The sequence below is a fragment of the Enterococcus sp. AZ149 genome (assembly GCF_051714285.1).
GTDB lineage: Bacteria > Bacillota > Bacilli > Lactobacillales > Enterococcaceae > Enterococcus_D > Enterococcus_D entomosocium.
Window position 1 is genome coordinate 770877 of the sequence record NZ_JBIORO010000001.1, and the last position, 16060, is coordinate 786936.

16 protein-coding genes are annotated in these 16060 nt (G+C 42.8%); 14 read left to right on the top strand and 2 right to left on the bottom strand.

The window, feature by feature from the left end:
- Window positions 1-17 precede the first annotated feature (17 nt).
- A complete protein-coding gene (locus IGI94_RS03525) occupies window positions 18-182 on the top strand; it encodes a hypothetical protein (protein WP_185932223.1) in 165 nt (54 codons plus the stop codon).
- 157 nt (window positions 183-339) lie between these two features.
- Here IGI94_RS03525 and IGI94_RS03530 read toward each other — a convergent pair whose 3' ends face one another.
- Window positions 340-978 carry a CPBP family glutamic-type intramembrane protease gene (locus IGI94_RS03530; RefSeq protein WP_438899443.1) on the bottom strand — a complete coding sequence of 213 codons (639 nt, stop codon included), beginning with the start codon at window positions 976-978 and terminating at the stop codon, window positions 340-342.
- 511 nt (window positions 979-1489) lie between these two features.
- On the opposite strand from IGI94_RS03530, the gene hisG reads away from it, so the two are divergent.
- From hisG to hisIE, 8 genes are all read left to right on the top strand, one after another.
- On the top strand, window positions 1490-3049 hold the full coding sequence (hisG, locus tag IGI94_RS03535; protein WP_438899444.1) for an ATP phosphoribosyltransferase: 1560 nt from the start codon (window positions 1490-1492) through the stop codon (window positions 3047-3049).
- The gene (hisD, locus tag IGI94_RS03540; RefSeq protein WP_438899445.1) at window positions 3046-4326 is read left to right on the top strand and encodes a histidinol dehydrogenase; all 1281 of its coding nucleotides are present in this window, start codon (window positions 3046-3048) and stop codon (window positions 4324-4326) included. The genes hisG and hisD overlap by 4 nt, the downstream gene beginning before the upstream one ends.
- Window positions 4323-5381, top strand: a complete 1059-nt coding sequence (gene hisC / locus IGI94_RS03545; protein ID WP_438899446.1) for a histidinol-phosphate transaminase — start codon at window positions 4323-4325, stop codon at window positions 5379-5381. Before hisD ends, hisC begins: the two co-directional genes overlap by 4 nt.
- Window positions 5378-5971, top strand: a complete 594-nt coding sequence (gene hisB / locus IGI94_RS03550) for an imidazoleglycerol-phosphate dehydratase HisB (protein WP_430608118.1) — start codon at window positions 5378-5380, stop codon at window positions 5969-5971. The genes hisC and hisB overlap by 4 nt, the downstream gene beginning before the upstream one ends.
- Before the next feature lie 65 nt (window positions 5972-6036).
- On the top strand, window positions 6037-6660 hold the full coding sequence (gene hisH, locus IGI94_RS03555) for an imidazole glycerol phosphate synthase subunit HisH (protein ID WP_430608120.1): 624 nt from the start codon (window positions 6037-6039) through the stop codon (window positions 6658-6660).
- Window positions 6657-7376, top strand: coding sequence for a 1-(5-phosphoribosyl)-5-[(5-phosphoribosylamino)methylideneamino]imidazole-4-carboxamide isomerase (hisA, locus tag IGI94_RS03560; RefSeq protein WP_301387969.1), 720 nt, complete (start codon window positions 6657-6659; stop codon window positions 7374-7376). The genes hisH and hisA overlap by 4 nt, the downstream gene beginning before the upstream one ends.
- The gene (gene hisF / locus IGI94_RS03565; protein ID WP_430608122.1) at window positions 7373-8131 is read left to right on the top strand and encodes an imidazole glycerol phosphate synthase subunit HisF; all 759 of its coding nucleotides are present in this window, start codon (window positions 7373-7375) and stop codon (window positions 8129-8131) included. Before hisA ends, hisF begins: the two co-directional genes overlap by 4 nt.
- Window positions 8132-8169: 38 nt before the next feature.
- Entirely contained in the window at window positions 8170-8802 is a 633-nt protein-coding gene (gene hisIE / locus IGI94_RS03570) for a bifunctional phosphoribosyl-AMP cyclohydrolase/phosphoribosyl-ATP diphosphatase HisIE (protein ID WP_438899447.1), read from the top strand.
- Window positions 8803-8933: 131 nt separating this feature from the next.
- Here the strand turns inward: hisIE and IGI94_RS03575 are convergent, their stop codons facing one another.
- The gene (locus IGI94_RS03575) at window positions 8934-9383 is read right to left on the bottom strand and encodes a DUF305 domain-containing protein (RefSeq protein ID WP_430608125.1); all 450 of its coding nucleotides are present in this window, start codon (window positions 9381-9383) and stop codon (window positions 8934-8936) included.
- Window positions 9384-9641: 258 nt separating this feature from the next.
- Between IGI94_RS03575 and IGI94_RS03580 the strand changes: the two genes are divergently transcribed.
- The 5 genes from IGI94_RS03580 (at window position 9642) to IGI94_RS03600 (ending at window position 16050) form a co-directional block, all read left to right on the top strand.
- Entirely contained in the window at window positions 9642-10115 is a 474-nt protein-coding gene (locus IGI94_RS03580) for a DUF1456 family protein (RefSeq protein WP_086299161.1), read from the top strand.
- A 390-nt stretch (window positions 10116-10505) separates the two neighbouring features.
- The gene (locus IGI94_RS03585) at window positions 10506-13007 is read left to right on the top strand and encodes a MucBP domain-containing protein (protein WP_438899448.1); all 2502 of its coding nucleotides are present in this window, start codon (window positions 10506-10508) and stop codon (window positions 13005-13007) included.
- A 350-nt stretch (window positions 13008-13357) separates the two neighbouring features.
- Window positions 13358-14860, top strand: coding sequence for a helix-turn-helix domain-containing protein (locus IGI94_RS03590; protein ID WP_008377149.1), 1503 nt, complete (start codon window positions 13358-13360; stop codon window positions 14858-14860).
- A gap of 322 nt (window positions 14861-15182) precedes the next feature.
- Entirely contained in the window at window positions 15183-15563 is a 381-nt protein-coding gene (locus IGI94_RS03595; protein WP_008377151.1) for a DUF7006 family protein, read from the top strand.
- A gap of 121 nt (window positions 15564-15684) precedes the next feature.
- Window positions 15685-16050 (top strand): RidA family protein, encoded by a 366-nt coding sequence (locus IGI94_RS03600; RefSeq protein WP_008377153.1) that lies wholly within the window; start codon window positions 15685-15687, stop codon window positions 16048-16050.
- Window positions 16051-16060 lie beyond the last annotated feature (10 nt).

The following is a 16060-nucleotide window of genomic DNA, read 5'->3' on the forward strand; positions in this document are numbered from 1 at the left end:
CAAGGAGGCTGAGTTGAATGAAGGAAACAACCTTTTTTTGTTATCTTGAACAAGCATTGAAAAATCTGAAGGCGACAGAAGCCTTGCGCTTCAACATCGAAGGCGAAGTCAAACGGCTGATGAAGGTGTACAGTGAGGCAGAAATTTGTGAGAAAGTAAAAGAGGAACCCTTTAAAAAGTAAGAACATTTTCTTATGAAACGCAGCGAATAGAACAAACACCCAACCTTGTGAAAGGCACAAAAGCGATCAATGCGTCCTTTCAAGGAGGGGCACACAAGTAACTATTTGTTGTATCAAAAAAGACTGATTCCAATTGAATCAGTCTTTTTCTTTCTTCTCAAGCAGTCAGATAAGCCACTAAAATAGCAAACAGGTCGAACAAGACATGTGTGCCCCAACTAGTCAGGATCGAGTTGCTCTTGATAGCAGCTTGGTTAAATAGCAAGCGCGCCACTCCTTGAATGAAAAGAATATGGATCAAGGTATGGAAAACATTGCCGTTGTCATAAGTGCTGTAATGAACCAAGCCAAAGATGATCGCGGAAAGGATGCTGGCAATTGGCAAGGTACATTTACTAGAAAAGATCGCTAAAAAGAAGATAGAAAAGAGTTCTTCTCCAAGTAACATGATTGGAATAACTAGCAGAGTCAACCATTGAAAGCCTTCGTTCACTGGATTTCCGTGAAGATCCCATTTTAGTCCATATTGCAAAACGAGAGAAACGAGGAAGCTGATCAGGATGTTTAAAAGAACATACTTGCTGATCGTATTCACTGGCGCGATGGGTTTTCCAAATAGCTGCTTGACTGCCTCATTACCGTAAACCAGCCGTAATGCCAAATAGCTGGCAATCGATAATGAGAAGATGCTGACGATGGCAGGGGCATACAAAAGACCGACCAAACCGATACCTGCGAGGACTGTTCCTAGTAAAGCGTTGTTCCATGAGATTTGTTTTCCTATAAGTTTGTTCATTTACTTTTCTCTCCTTATTAAGCTATAGAGCATGTACTATTTAGCTGTTTTCTCTGATTCTTCTGAGTGTGCTTTTTGTGCCGCAATATAAGCGATAAGTACAACAATGAACGTTTTGGGTGATTGTCATATCATCGCTTCATTTGCGCCAATTCTTTGTACGGTACAAAGGATAGAGTAATCGATAACGAGTTTCTGAAACAAGATGGTCGTATATTTCGGACTTTTTTATGGTTGTGCAACTAAGTGATGGAGGATGCACAAGTACTAAGTTACTTCATTAAGAAAGGAAAACTGACTTCCAGTTTCGATGGAATAATCGTCAACAAAGAAACGACATCGCTATGTTCTCTTGAAATCGACTAAAATTCCAGAATATTTCGAAAAATACCATTGCTTATTTATGGCAAAACCATTAGTATTATTAGAAAAACTGATGGTGAATCGATGATAAAGCGAGCCTTTAACAGTGAGAAAGCCGAATCAGTGGCATGAAATAGGAGTGATAAGTGTGGAAGAGTTATGGAATGTATTGAAACCAGCCGAACAAGTCGAACTGAAATTAAGAAAATTGTATACGCAGCATCATTTTTCACCTTATCACTCGAACAACTTTGAAGAGTATCGCAACTATCAGCAAAATGATCAGTTCTTGCGTGGTTCTTCCATCATCACGTTTACAGGCACGGATGGCAGGACGATGGCGCTAAAACCCGATGTCACCTTGTCGATTGCCAAAAATACACCTTCTGGAGAAGCGCGCAGAGTGTATTATGTGGAGGATGTCTATCGACAGGATCGTCAAGCAGGGGAATACCAAAAGATCGATCAAATCGGTTTGGAGCTCATTGACCAAATCACATGGGAAGATCAACTGGAGGTTGTAAAACTGGCTTGGGAAAGTTTGGCTCAGGTGGGAAAAGGGACCTTGGATCTGTCTCATATGGGGATTTTGGATGGCATCTGCCAACGCTTCCCCGAAGCGGATCGACAAAAGGTACTGCACTGCCTGCGGGATAAGAGTTCTCATGGCATGGATGCACTGACTGAAAAAGCTGGCTTGTCAGCAACAGAAGCTGAAAAATTAGCGAAACTGGTACGTTTGTCAGGTGATTTTGAAACCAAGTATCAAAAAGCCAAAGAACTGCTGGCAGAATATCCCCAAGCTCAAGCTGGTTTAGCAGAACTGAACCAACTGTATCAAGCATTGAAAAAAGAACAACTGTCAGCCTCCATTCGAATAAGGTTAGATTTTTCGATTTTAAATGATGCCGATTATTACAGTGGTTTGCTGTTTCAAGGATTTATCGAAGAAGCAAGAGAGACGATTTTATATGGGGGCCGTTATGATCGCTTAATGAGTCGGCAAGGCAAAGCGCAAGGGGCGATCGGGTTTGGTATGAAGCTCAACCATGTAGGGCAAAAGTTGCCGACTGACAACGAAAGTTCAGGCTATTTGAACATTGCGCTGCCAAAAGGCCGTATGGGGGATGCTGTATACGATTTGTTCACGAAAGCCGGAGTCGCTGCGCAAGGCGTCTTTAAAGACAATCGCCAACTAATTTTTTGTGATGAAGAAAACAAGCTGCGCTTTTTCTTAGTCAAGCCTAGCGATGTAGCAATCTATGTGGAGCACGGAGTGGCGGATATCGGTGTCGTAGGCAAAGATATTTTAATGGAAAGCAAGGCGGAAGTCATCGAATTTCTTGATTTGCATATGGGGGTCTGCCGTTTGGCCGTAGCGGCGCGTAAGGAATTCGAGGAAGATTTCTCCCGACCGCTGCGGGTCTCTACAAAATATCCGCAGATCACCCGCCAGTTTTATCAAGGGTTAGGTCGCTCGGTGGAATTGATCCAACTGCATGGATCGATTGAATTGGCCCCTTTATTAGGTCTCTCCGATGTGTTCGTTGACATCGTCGAAACGGGGACGACACTAAAAGAAAATGATTTAGAAGTGATCCAAGACATCGCGCCGTCTTCAGCGCGATTAGTGATCAACCACGCCACGTGGCGTTTCAAGCAAGAACGCATTCAAACAGTGATTGAGAAGGTGAGGGAGCAATTATGAGAATTTTTTCGACCCAAAAAGATACGATCGAAACGATTGTGGCAAGGAAACAGTCGGAAACGAAGGATGTTTCAACCGTTGTCGCCCAAATCATTGCCCGTGTTCAGCAGCAAGGAGATCAGGCGTTGTTTCAATTAATTGAGGAAATCGATCAAGTGACCTTGTCTTCCTTAACCGTCAGTCCAGGGGAGATAGACGCGGCTGTCCATGCCGTCTCACCCGAGCTGCTTAATGTGATGGAACAGGCGAAAGAAAACATTTTGGCATTTCATCAAAAACAAGTCCAGCAAGGCTTTGTCTTGACGAAGGAAAATGGCGTTGTGATGGGACAGCGGGTCTTACCATTAGCAAAAGTCGGGGTCTATGTTCCTGGCGGCACAGCAGCTTATCCAAGTACGGTTTTGATGGATGTCCTGCCGGCAAAAATCGCCGGGGTCAAAAAAATCGTTATGATCACACCGACGGACAGTCAGGGAAAAGTTCCGGCTGCTATTTTAGCGGCAGCTTCCGTTGCCGGAGTGGATGAAATCTACAAAGTCGGTGGTGCCCATGGCGTAGCGGCATTGGCTTATGGAACAGAAACAATTCCCAAAGTCGACAAAATCGTCGGACCGGGAAATATTTATGTCGCCACAGCGAAAAAAATGGTGTACGGCGAAGTTGATATCGATATGATCGCAGGGCCCAGCGATGTGCTGATCCTCGCTGATGCCAGCGCAAATCCTCGCTGGCTGGCGGCGGATCTTTTGGCACAAGCCGAGCATGATCCCTTAGCGCAAGCCATCTTAGTCACAACAGAAGCAGCCTTGATTGAACAAGTCCAAGTAGAGCTTGACTTGCAGCTGAAGGAACTGCCCCGCAAAGAGATTGCTGCTGCAGCGCTTGAATCTAGCGGAAAGCTGATCCTAGTCAAAGATTTGACCGAAGCACTTACCATTGCCAATCAAATCGCCCCTGAACATCTTGAATTAGCAGTGGCAGATCCTTTTGCTTTGTTGGGACAAGTAGAAAATGCGGGCAGTGTCTTTTTAGGACATCATACACCAGAAGTGCTGGGAGATTATTTTGCTGGGCCAAATCATACCCTACCAACAGAAGGGACCGCTCGTTTCTACTCGCCGTTATCAGTGGATGATTTTATTAAGAAAAGCAGCTACTTGTATTATCCAGAAGCAGCCATGAAGGCGGCTGGTCCAGCCGTAGCGTTGTTCGCAGAAACCGAAGACTTGATCGGCCATGCCCGTTCGATCAATGTACGAAGAGAGGGAGAAAAATGACCTTTTTACATCAAAAGTATCACAAGCTGACTCCTTATACACCGGGGGAACAAGTAGATGAGCAAGTCGTTATTAAACTGAACACCAATGAAAGTCCTTATCCGCCAGCGCCAAGTGTTCAAGCAGCGGTTGCTGATGCCGCCCAAAAGCTGAATCGTTACTCGGATATTGCTGCTGAAGTGGTGACAAACCCTCTGGCTGCCTATCTTGGCGTTACGCCAGCCCAACTGTTTCTCGGTAATGGCAGTGACGAAGTCTTGTCCTACCTCTTTCAAGGCTTCACGGAAAACGGCATCGCCTTTCCCGATGTGACCTACGGGTTTTATCAAGTATATAGTGCCTTGTACCAAGTCGCTGCCACCGTTGTTCCGCTGCAAGAAGATTTCTCAATCGCGTTAACGGACTACGATTCACTCAAAGGGACCGTCATTTTTGCCAATCCCAATGCCCCGACTGGGGTTTATCAAGAACAAAGCGAAATCTGTGCCTTTCTAAAACGGCATCCCGATCGCTTAGTGATAGTCGATGAGGCCTATATCGATTTTGGCGGCTCTTCAATGGTTTCTTTGATCGATCAATACCCAAATCTCTTGGTTGTGGGGACGTTTTCGAAATCTCGGCAGCTGGCAGGAGCACGCTTAGGCTTTGCGGTTGCCAATGAAGGACTGATCCAAGACTTGAATCGGTTGAAATTTAGCTTGAATCCGTACAATGTCAATAGTTTGACCCAAGCCGCTGGTGCAGCCGTTTTGCAGGAACAAGCGTATGTCGATGAGAAAATCCAAGCAACGATCCACGTGCGTGAGTGGAGCAAGCAAGCCCTAGCGAAATTCGGCTTTGAGCAGACCGACAGCCAAGGGAATTTTTTGTTTGCAAGGCACCTTGCGATTGCCGGTGAAGAGTTGTATCAGGCACTGAAAGAGCAGAAAATCTTCGTCCGCTGGTTCAATCAGCCCCGCATCAAAGAGTATTTACGAATTACGGTAGGAACGAAGGCCCAGATGGAACGACTGATGACGGTGCTAACAACTATCATAGAAGAGGTGAAGGAATGAGAAAAGCAGAAGTTACCCGCAATACGACGGAAACCAAGATCCACCTGCAGTTGACGATCGATGGTACTGGTCAGCAATCAATCAAGACTGGTGTGGGTTTTTTAGACCACATGCTGGAATTATTTGTCCGCCACGGTCGCTTTGATTTGACGTTGGTTTGTGATGGCGATACAGAAGTGGATGCCCATCACACAACAGAAGACGTTGCCATCGCCATTGGCCGAGCGTTTTCAGAAAGTCTTGGGGAGCGACGAGGCATCAAACGTTATGGCAGTATGCTGCTGCCGATGGACGAAGCCTTAGTCATGACAGCGATCGATATTAGCGGTCGTGGCATGGCAGTCGTAGAGTTGGCGATACCGAGCAAAAAAATCGGGCAGCAGTTTGATACGGAATTGGTTGAAGAATTTTTCATTGCTTTTGCCCGTGAATTAGGTGCTACGATCCATCTCCATCAAATCGCTGGCAAAAACAGCCACCACATTGTGGAAGCTTGTTTTAAAGGCTTTGGGCGTGCTTTAGGTGAAGCAGTAGCGATCAATCAAGCAGCCCCAGATGAGATCCCTTCAACCAAAGGGACGATCCAGTGATTCATGAGGGAAAAATGATTACGTATCTTCCACACAGAGGGATGAGATAAGGAAAGGGGCGTATTATGTTAGCAATCATCGACTATGGGGTCGGCAATTTGTTCAGCTTGTCTCGTTCGCTGGACTTCTTGGGTGTTGAGTGCCGAATCACGCGTTCACTAGCAGAATTAAAAGCTGCCGACCGCATTCTTTTACCCGGCGTAGGGGCTTTTGGCGATGCCCGTCAAAAGTTGGCAGAGTTGTCGCTGATCGAACCGATCCAAGAATTGGCAGCAGCTGGTAAACCCTTTTTAGGTATTTGTTTGGGGATGCAGCTGTTGTTTGACAGTAGTGAGGAGTTTGGTACACATGCGGGGCTCGGTTTGATTCCAGGACGGATCGTTTCCATGCAAAGTGCCTTTGAAGAAGCCAAACTGAATCTGAAAGTGCCGCAGATTGGGTGGAATCGTTTGACTGTCAGAAAAGAAAGTCCCTTAGTCAGCGGGCTAGGGGAACAAGACTTTGTCTACTATGTCCACAGTTATTTTGCTACTGATTGCCAAGAGTATGTCGTGGCAGACAGTGACTATGGTCTGGCGATTCCCGGTATCGTGCAAAAAGACAATGTCTTCGGCACTCAGTTTCACCCAGAAAAAAGCGGGGCTGTCGGGTTGAAGATTTTAAAAGCATTTACGGAGGTGCCGCTATGAAAATTTTTCCAGCAATCGATCTGTTAGATCAAAAAGTGGTCCGTTTGTACCAAGGAGACTATGAGCAAAAAGAAGTGTTTGGGGATGATCCTGTGGCATTTGCTCGTTCATTTGAAGAAGCGGGTGCCAACTATCTGCACCTCGTCGACTTAGATGGTGCCAAAGCCGGCAAACTCCATTACTTTGATGTCGCAAAAAATATCGTCCAGCAGACCAATCTGTTTGTCGAAGTTGGCGGCGGGATTCGTGAGGAAGAAACGATCCAGCATTGTTTGGCAGCAGGCGTTCATCGGGTGATCCTCGGCACGATTGCCCAGAAAGACCCAGCATTCACAAAAGCGATGCTCAAGAAATACGGCAATAAGATCGCCATTGGAGTCGATGCCAAGGAAGAAAAAGTGGCAGTGGAAGGCTGGCTCGAGAAAACGGCAACAGACGCGTTTACTTTTTGCCAACAATTGGTGGCATGGGGCGCGCAAACGATCATCTTTACCGAAATCTCGCGTGACGGTACAGGAGAAGGCATCAATCTGCCCTTATACGAAAAACTCAATCAATTGGATTGCGACATCGTGGCTTCTGGCGGCGTGGCTTCATTGGCAGATATCAAAGGATTAAAACAGTTGGGGATCTCTGGCGTGATCGTCGGGAAATCCTTATATAACGGCAGTCTCCAATTGGCCGATGTCTTAGCAGCAGGGGAGGAAAGGTCATGATCGCCAAACGAATCATTCCTTGCCTTGATGTGCGAGATGGGCGAGTCGTGAAAGGGGTCAACTTTGCTGGCTTAAAAGATGTCAATGATCCGGTGACTTTGGCGCGCTTTTACAATGAACAAGGCGCCGATGAGCTGGTTTTTTATGACATTACTGCTTCTGCAGAAGAACGCGGCTTATTCACGGACATTTTGCAGCGTGTGGCGTCAGAAGTGTTTATTCCTTTGACGGTGGGGGGCGGCATCAATCAGGTAGCAGATTTTGAACGAGTCTTAAACTGTGGTGCCGACAAAGTCAGCGTCAATTCGGGGGCGCTTCGCCGACCAGAGTTGATTGCAGAAGGCGCGAAACGCTATGGCAGCCAGTGCGTTGTTTTATCCGTTGATGTTCGCCAAGTCGGTGAGAACTGGCATGTGTTTGCTAAAGGCGGACGGGAAGATACAGGCTTAGAAGCATTGGCGTGGATTCGCCAAGCTGAGCAGTTAGGTGCTGGTGAACTAGTCATCAACAGCATGGATACCGATGGCGTGAAGCAGGGGTTTGATCTCGACTTGCTGAAAGCTGTCAGCGAAATCACCAAATTACCGATCGTCGCATCGGGTGGTGCTGGCAAAAGTACCGATTTTATCGAGCTGTTTCAATTGCCAAATATTGAAGCAGGGCTGGCAGCCTCGATTTTTCACTATGGCGAGGTAAAAATCCCAGAGCTGAAAAAACAATTACAGGCCGTCGATATTCCCGTACGAATCGTATAGAGTAGGCGTTTTGATAGGCAACAGAAGGAGTGGATAACATGGTGCAAGTACGATTTGATGAACAAGGATTGGTTCCAGTGATCGTGCAGGATGTGGAAACGAATGAAGTCTTGACTTTGGCTTATATGAACCAAGAAAGTTTGACCTTGACCTTGAAGGACCGATTGATGACCTTTTATTCCCGCAGTCGTCAAGAATTGTGGCGCAAAGGAGAAACCAGCGGCAATTACCAGCATTTAGTATCTTTGACAGCAGATTGCGATCAAGATGCCTTAGTCGCCAAAGTAAAAAAAGACGGACCTGCTTGCCATACAGGCACAGAAAGCTGCTTTACAGAAGTGCTTTATGGTACAGAATCCTCTCCAACCATCGATGCGTTGTATGAGCTGATAAAAGGTCGTAAAGATACGCCACAAGAAGGCAGCTATACCAGCTACTTGTTTGAAAAAGGCAGTGAAAAAATCTTAAAAAAAATCGGCGAGGAAGCAACCGAGGTCGTAATTGGGGCGATGAAGGAAGACCGTCAAGAAACCGTTTATGAGATTGCTGATTTGGCGTATCATACATTGGTTTTAATGGCAGAAATGGGGATTGATTTAGCGGCTATTCGCCAAGAGCTTACCAAGCGTCATGTTGTGGATAAGAAAGTCAAACAAGAGCGGATGCAATAACGGTCAGGATTTTTCAGTAGAAAGAAAGTAGCTGACGAAAAAAAAGAAGCCCTTCAGCTATTGCTTGAAGGGCTTCTCATCCGTGAGGAAAAAGTTGATCTGCTGGTTCTTTAAGTGAGCACACAAAATTGCTATTTGTTTTCTAACTCTTCGATCAATTCTTTCATTTCTTTGATTTCTTTTTCCTGTGCGTCGATGATTTTTTCTGCAAGTTCTTTTACTCTTGGATCAGACAAATCGGCATTTTTACTGGTTAGAATCGCAATCGAATGATGGGGAATCATGGCTTTCATCCAGGCTGTATCTCCCACGGCAGTTTGGCTTCTGACCATAAAAAGTGAACTAAAAAAGAGTACAACACTGACAACTAGAATGCTGATATTCATTTTCTTGTTGTCATACATCTTCCACATAAACAATAGCATGATGATCGCCATCATCGCGCCCATCATAAGTGCCATAAACAGGCGGGTTTGGCTGAAAAAAATATGATCGAGGGCATAGACATTGAAATACATCATACAAAACATAATCACCGTCGATACCCCAATCATTACCAAAAATTTCCCATACTTCTTCATTTCTTTCCTCTCCTTTTTGTATACAAAATAAAAACAATAAAGCAATCCAAAACATCATCGTAACAGATGCTTTTTTTTGTTTATTGTTTTGTTAGAATAAATTTACTCCCTAAATCAAGTATAGCGGAGGAAATAGAATGAGAGAAGAGATATACATTTGAACGAAAACAATCGGTTCTTAGAGTAAAAAAGCGAAAACGGGATTACTCGTCTAGGTTTATTTGTTATAATCAACCTAAGAAATGGATGGTGTATAGAATGAATCACAATGATCGCTTGACGCGTTTACGCTATGCTTTGGATATCAAAGATACTGACATGGTGAAAATTTTTGAACTTGGCGGCGCTTCTTTCACGAAAGAAGAAGTAAGACAATTATTGAAGAAAAAAGACCCTGAGACCTACGAGATTGAGTGTACCAATGAAGCCTTTGAGCGTTTCTTAAATGGTTTGATTCGCTCGCAACGAGGAACAAAGTCAGATGCTGCAGAACCTGTCTTAGAGTTGAACAATGGCAATGTGAATAATTTGATGCTGAAGAAAATAAAAATCGCCCTTTCCCTAACAACGGATGAAATGCTGAACATTTTCGAGCAAGCGGGAGTTACGGTTTCAAAAGGTGAACTGGGCGCCATTTTACGCAAAGAAGGCCATCGCAATTACAAGCCATGCTTAGACAAATATGCCCGCAACTTTTTAAAAGGATTGACGATCGAGTATCGGGATAACTAGTAAAAAATCAATAATAGACTGAACTTACAATGGGGCGCCTAAAGAGATGCATGTTATGTGTCTCTTTTTATGTGTGTAAAAATAACAATTTAAATCAGTGATTGGAACGCTGACCGAGTCCAAGCTTGGAGCATGAAGAAGTAGGTTAAGTGAACGATCTGATTGCTTGAATAACCTGTTCGTTGAAACCTGACAAGTTTGGTCATTTCTGATACAAATGTTGACGTGTTCAGAATGATGAACCATGTAATACTATCAAAATGAACAGGAGCATCCTGTGTCTAAAAGTTGTAATTAACAAGTCGTCACCATCATCAGAAGGCGAAGTTTGTAGATAGGTGAAAGATAGGAAAGCGTATCGTATTTAAACGAATATAAAAGGAGAATGTTATGAAAAGGAAATTTTGGGGCTATTTGTCATTGGCGATCTTGTTAAGTCAGCCTGTGTTGGCACCTTTGGCACAAGTTATGGCTGAGGAACAGGAAACCATTCCATCAAACAAGGAAATAACGACACTAGGAACATTAGAAAAAGTGGAGGAGACTACTGAAACAGTCGATTCTTCTCGTATAGAAGAAATCAACGGGGACACCACAAGTAACTCAGAATCGCAAGAAGTGTTTAATGATGATGAGAAAAATGACTTGACGGAAAGGACAGAAAAAAAACTCCCTGATTCAAGTGAAGACACAGCTAGCTCGGCAACCGAATCGTCAGCAGAAATGAAGGAGGCATTCTCTGATCGCAGCGTTTCATTGGACGCTTGGATGCCGGATAAGAATTTGCAAAATGAGGTAGCGAAAGGGCTAAACAAAACAGTTGATACAATCACTCAAGAAGATATGGCGAATCTAAAACAGCTAGATTTTTCTTCTTTAGTTAAAGACACAGTAGTCGATTTTACTGGCTTAGAATACGCTAGCAACTTACAAGCGTTATATACGACGTCTATTATTGCTGCGAATGTTCCCAAAATCACTATGGCGGACAATGCAACATTGTTTACCCGTCCTAATGTACTAGCACAAATTTTTCCAAAAGGATCTTTTTCAAATATCCACATAGGAAATTATGATGCCTATTTGACAGCCCAAGAATTAATTGGGGTTGGTCAATATCTTAGTGGATGGGTTACAGATTATCTGACGGTCTATGCAAGTAGCATGACGGATTTTTCTAAGTTAGAGCTATCTGCAGAACACCATCAAAATTCCCAACTATCTATTATGACTCAGGAGAAAATACTATTAGAGCCAATGTTAGTAAAAGACGGCCAATCTGATGTTCTTTATAAAGACCGTATGATGGTTGATACCCAAGGAAATGCGTTGCTCTCTTCTTTGTCCAACAAAAAGTATTCTTATTCGATTCGGGGGATAGATAAAAATGGCTATATCTTTCCCTTATATGAAAATGATGGGTTTGAACTTACTGAAGAAGGGATTCAATTTAAACATATTCCCGCCAATGTTGATTATTTATCAATCACTTCTCTTGTACCTAATCGTTTATCCACCGAGAGAGCTGCTAGTACAGGTACCATTCAATATTTAGTGAATTATCAAATACCAGTGAAGTATGTGAATACTGCAGAAGATGTGACCGTCAAGTATGTTGATGAAAATAAAAAGACATTGTTACCAGACGTCACTTTATCAGGGGTTGTTGGTGAACCGTATACGACACAAGAAGAGCCGATTGCTGGCTATACATTGAAAGAAATCCAAGGGGATAAAACAGGTACTTTCAGTGATACCTCGCAAGAAGTCGTTTATGTATACAAACGCAGTGATGCCGCACCCGTGACAGTAAGATACGAAGATACAGAAGGCAATCAGTTAGCCGAACCAACGATTCTGAACGGCAAAGTAGGTTTGCCGTATGAGAGCAAGTCAGAATCTATTTCTGGTTGGTATGTAGCCCAAACACCCGACAATGCCAAAGGCATCTTCGGTGACACCGCGCAAGAAGTGGTCTATGTGTATGAACGTAGTGATGCTGCACCAGTGACAGTAAGATACGAAGATACAGAAGGCAATCAGTTAGCCGAACCAACGATTCTGAACGGCAAAGTAGGTTTGCCGTATGAGAGTGAAGCCAAAGAACTTTCAGGCTGGACGGTGACTCAAACGCCAGCGAATGCCAAAGGCATCTTCGGCGACACCGCGCAAGAAGTGGTCTATGTGTATGAACGTAGTGATGCCGCACCAATGACAGTAAGATACGAAGATACAGAAGGCAATCAGTTAGCCGAACCAACGATTCTGAACGGCAAAGTAGGTTTGCCGTATGAGAGTGAAGCCAAAGAACTTTCAGGCTGGACGGTGACTCAAACGCCAGCGAATGCCAAAGGCATCTTCAGTGACACCGCGCAAGAAGTGGTCTATGTGTACGAACGTAGTGATGCCGCACCAGTGACGGTAAAATACGAAGATACAGAAGGCAATCAGTTAGCCGAACCAACGATTCTGAACGGCAAAGTAGGTTTGCCGTATGAGAGTGAAGCCAAAGAACTTTCAGGCTGGACGGTTTCTCAAATACCAAGCAATGCCAAAGGGATGTTCAGTACTACCGCACAAGAAGTCATCTATGTGTACGGTGCTGAAAAAGAGAATAAACCAGAGGATGATTCAGGAGCAGATACGCCTGAAGCAGAAAACAAAACCCCTGAAGCAGAAAACAAAACCCCTGAAGCAGAAAAAGAGGATAAATCAGGAAACAAAGACAATCAAATGAACACACAAACCAACACACAAACCAACGGGAAAAGTAAATTACCTGCCACAGGAGAGCAACTAACAGGTCAACGAATCATGGGCTTTTTGGGAACGATCATTGTTCTATTTTCTTTCTTAGCAATTTGGCGAAGAAAAAGAAAAACTGAGAATTAAAGCTTCTCTATAAAGAGTAAAATATGTCCAGAATGGACGATTGGTTTAAAAAGTTAACCTTTTATGGAGTGGGGCGATCCACTCCTTTTTTGTAGGATGGATTGGACGGTTTCCTCGTCTCCTTAATCTTTGAATGGATTTTATCTGACTATTCCCAGTAGCTCAAAGAATTTCTGATCATTTGAGACTCTGATTCTTTATCAGACTAACGTTCCAAGACAATCTCGAATAACAGAATTATTTAGCAAGAATGTTTCATTGAGAGAAACGAATGAATCAACACCTAGGAAATGAAAATGTACGTTTAAAAGAGTATAATTACTGTAAAACTAAAGTTAAGAGGTATTACTATGTATAAATTTCTTTTAACTAAATTGGATCAAGATGTCTATGAGCTATTTGCGTATTTTTTTGAACATGCCATTGATCGTGAACTATTGAGTGACCTTGCGGATCATGTGCATTTATCAAAAAGAAGAATCGTTTTAGTTTTTGAGCGTGCAAGAGACTTACAAAAATCATACCCTTTTTTTGAAATCGACATGCGAGAAGGAAGGGAGCTAGCCCTTGATTTTGCGCCTAATTTTTTGTTGTCAAAATTCTATTCGGTTATGTTAGCAGAAAGTATGCCATTTCAAATTTTAGACAGACTCTTTAGTGATAAATACGTGTCTTTGGAAGAAACCGCCCAACAACATTATGTCAGTAATCGCACGGTTCAAAGAAAGCTCAAGGAAGTAGAAACGATTCTTGAGAATTATCAAATCAAATTGAATTTAAAAAAGAAACCGTTATTTGTAGCGGAAGAATACCGAATTCGTCATTTTTTCCATATCATGTATTGGCAGATCTATGATGCGACGAATGTGCGTTATATTGGATTGTCGAAGCAAAGTGTTCGTGCATTGAAGGAGAAGTTGACAAGTTATCCTAGTTTTTATCGTGGTATCGATCAGGAAAAATTTATCCAACTGCTTGCACTAAGTCTTTATCGTTTTAAAAGAGGTTTTCCGGTAAAAGAGATTCCTCAAGAGATGAAGAAAATGGTCCATCACACGATTTCCTACGAGCAATTCAAAGAAGAGCTCATAAAACCATTGCTAAACGCTAACTTGATTCTAAGTGACGTTCCAGAAACAGAGTTTCTCTTCTTATATTATATGTTTTCTGTGATGACGACGTATTTGCCTGAAGAGATTCCTAGCCAACTAAGAGTTGTTGATCACTTCTCGGAAGGATCAATTGCAACAGCAAGACTGTTTGCAAAAACTGCTCAGAAGATCTTTCTCGTCCCTGAAGGGGAGATCGAGTATCTTTTCGTTAATGCCTTGAACATTCATTCTGTGTCACTCCTCTTTGCGTCGAAAAATAAAATTGATGCTTTTGGAAAAACGACAACGGATAAAGATTATCGCAGAGTCTTTCCCAAAATTTTTCCACTCGTGCAGGAGATGTACCAATCGTTAGCCCAACAATCCCCAATTTTTACTACCATGTATGCTTCCAATAATCGACTGCTTTTTCAATACAGCATGCTTCTTTCAATTGTAGCAAAAATCGATCGAACGACAGTCCGCATCTTTCATGAATCAAAATTTGGAAAAATTCAAGAAATCAGACAAAAAGAACGATTGAAACGCTGGTTTGGCTATACCCTCGCTTTCGTTTCAGAAAAACCAGATTTTGTGGTGACCGATTATCCAGTTGATCGGCAAGCCTTTTTGGACCAAAATCCAAACGTCCAATTTTTTAAGTGGAATAGCTTTCCAACCGGTGACCGGTGGCTGGAACTAATTGAAGCGGTGGAAACATTTCAGAATACCTCCAATAAAAAATACAATGAAAATGATTGATTTACCCAAGATTCAGCAAACAGGCAGTATTCTCAAATCTGAGAGGACTGCCTGTTTTTCTTTATAGCCAGAGGATAGAAATTTGCTGAACAACAGTGTCACACCTTCTATAGCTTGCGAAGTATGTTCGGAGATAAAGGTGATTATGTAAATGAACTGTACTAACTAGAATCAGTATTTATATAACAGGACGTATTTTGTATTTAATCAGTCACATATTGACGCGTTTCCAGCTAAAAACCGTGTGATAATACAGACATACAAGACTGGAATAAATCATTTTACATAAGAATCAACCATTAAAATACAGGAGGTGCTGGAGATGGAGGAACCATTTAAAATCCACACATTGCAAGAATATTTGAACTTTTATATTGAGGAATCTGAACGGCTTTTCAGTAAAGATGAGTATGGAAAAATCAAAGAAAAAATCCATAGAAACTGTTTAGAAATTCGCATGGCGATTCAAGAAATCAATCAAAAAAATTTTTTCGAACAGCTTGCGAAAATCAATACCCTTGAAGCAGAGATTTTGATTATTTTAGAGTGTAGTGAGCTTCGAGGCAGTGACAGTGTTGTGCCTTTTACTGAAGCGGAAATCTTGCAAGTGGCAAAAGAAGACAGCAAGACTTACTTTAAAGAAAGGTGCGGGCTGACATTGATCGCCCCAACCCCTCATTCCTTGCATTTTTCGGTGGAGTAGGAATTTATCAGTTGGAATGTACGGATTGACGCTCAAAGACAAAAAAAGCAATAATATGACCAAGTCAATTAATAGACATGGTTTTTATTATGAAAATAAATAGAAAGGGGAAACAAAACGAATGAAGCGATACGATATCAATGAGGACTGGGCACTTTCAGGTGTGATTGAAGCGGGAAATTTTGTTTTCGTGGGCTATTGCGTGGGGAACATCGGGCAGCCAATAGAGCAACAGATTGTAGGGGCATTGAATCATTTAGAAGAACGTTTGAAATTAGTCGATTTGACATTTGCAAATGTGGTTCAAATGGATGTACTTTTTAAAGATGTGTTTGATATTCCAGTGATGGAGAAGCTCTTAAAAGAAACCTTCCATGGGAAATTTCCGGTTAGAAAATCAATTCAGACAGCTTTCGCTCATTCTGGAGAGGTAGGCATTCTTTTTCAAATCGATGCTATTGCTTTTAAGGAAGATCAGGGAAAGTAAGTTCGTAGAA

Coding starts and splice junctions, on each gene's coding strand:
- IGI94_RS03600 (WP_008377153.1), top strand. CDS start 15,685: ATGAAGCGATACGATATCAATGAGGACTGGGCACTTTCAGGTGTGATT.
- hisB (WP_430608118.1), top strand. CDS start 5,378: ATGAGAAAAGCAGAAGTTACCCGCAATACGACGGAAACCAAGATCCAC.
- IGI94_RS03585 (WP_438899448.1), top strand. CDS start 10,506: ATGAAAAGGAAATTTTGGGGCTATTTGTCATTGGCGATCTTGTTAAGT.
- IGI94_RS03580 (WP_086299161.1), top strand. CDS start 9,642: ATGAATCACAATGATCGCTTGACGCGTTTACGCTATGCTTTGGATATC.
- hisD (WP_438899445.1), top strand. CDS start 3,046: ATGAGAATTTTTTCGACCCAAAAAGATACGATCGAAACGATTGTGGCA.
- hisH (WP_430608120.1), top strand. CDS start 6,037: ATGTTAGCAATCATCGACTATGGGGTCGGCAATTTGTTCAGCTTGTCT.
- hisA (WP_301387969.1), top strand. CDS start 6,657: ATGAAAATTTTTCCAGCAATCGATCTGTTAGATCAAAAAGTGGTCCGT.
- hisIE (WP_438899447.1), top strand. CDS start 8,170: ATGGTGCAAGTACGATTTGATGAACAAGGATTGGTTCCAGTGATCGTG.
- IGI94_RS03595 (WP_008377151.1), top strand. CDS start 15,183: ATGGAGGAACCATTTAAAATCCACACATTGCAAGAATATTTGAACTTT.
- IGI94_RS03530 (WP_438899443.1), bottom strand. CDS start 978: ATGAACAAACTTATAGGAAAACAAATCTCATGGAACAACGCTTTACTA.
- hisC (WP_438899446.1), top strand. CDS start 4,323: ATGACCTTTTTACATCAAAAGTATCACAAGCTGACTCCTTATACACCG.
- hisF (WP_430608122.1), top strand. CDS start 7,373: ATGATCGCCAAACGAATCATTCCTTGCCTTGATGTGCGAGATGGGCGA.
- IGI94_RS03575 (WP_430608125.1), bottom strand. CDS start 9,383: ATGAAGAAGTATGGGAAATTTTTGGTAATGATTGGGGTATCGACGGTG.
- IGI94_RS03590 (WP_008377149.1), top strand. CDS start 13,358: ATGTATAAATTTCTTTTAACTAAATTGGATCAAGATGTCTATGAGCTA.
- IGI94_RS03525 (WP_185932223.1), top strand. CDS start 18: ATGAAGGAAACAACCTTTTTTTGTTATCTTGAACAAGCATTGAAAAAT.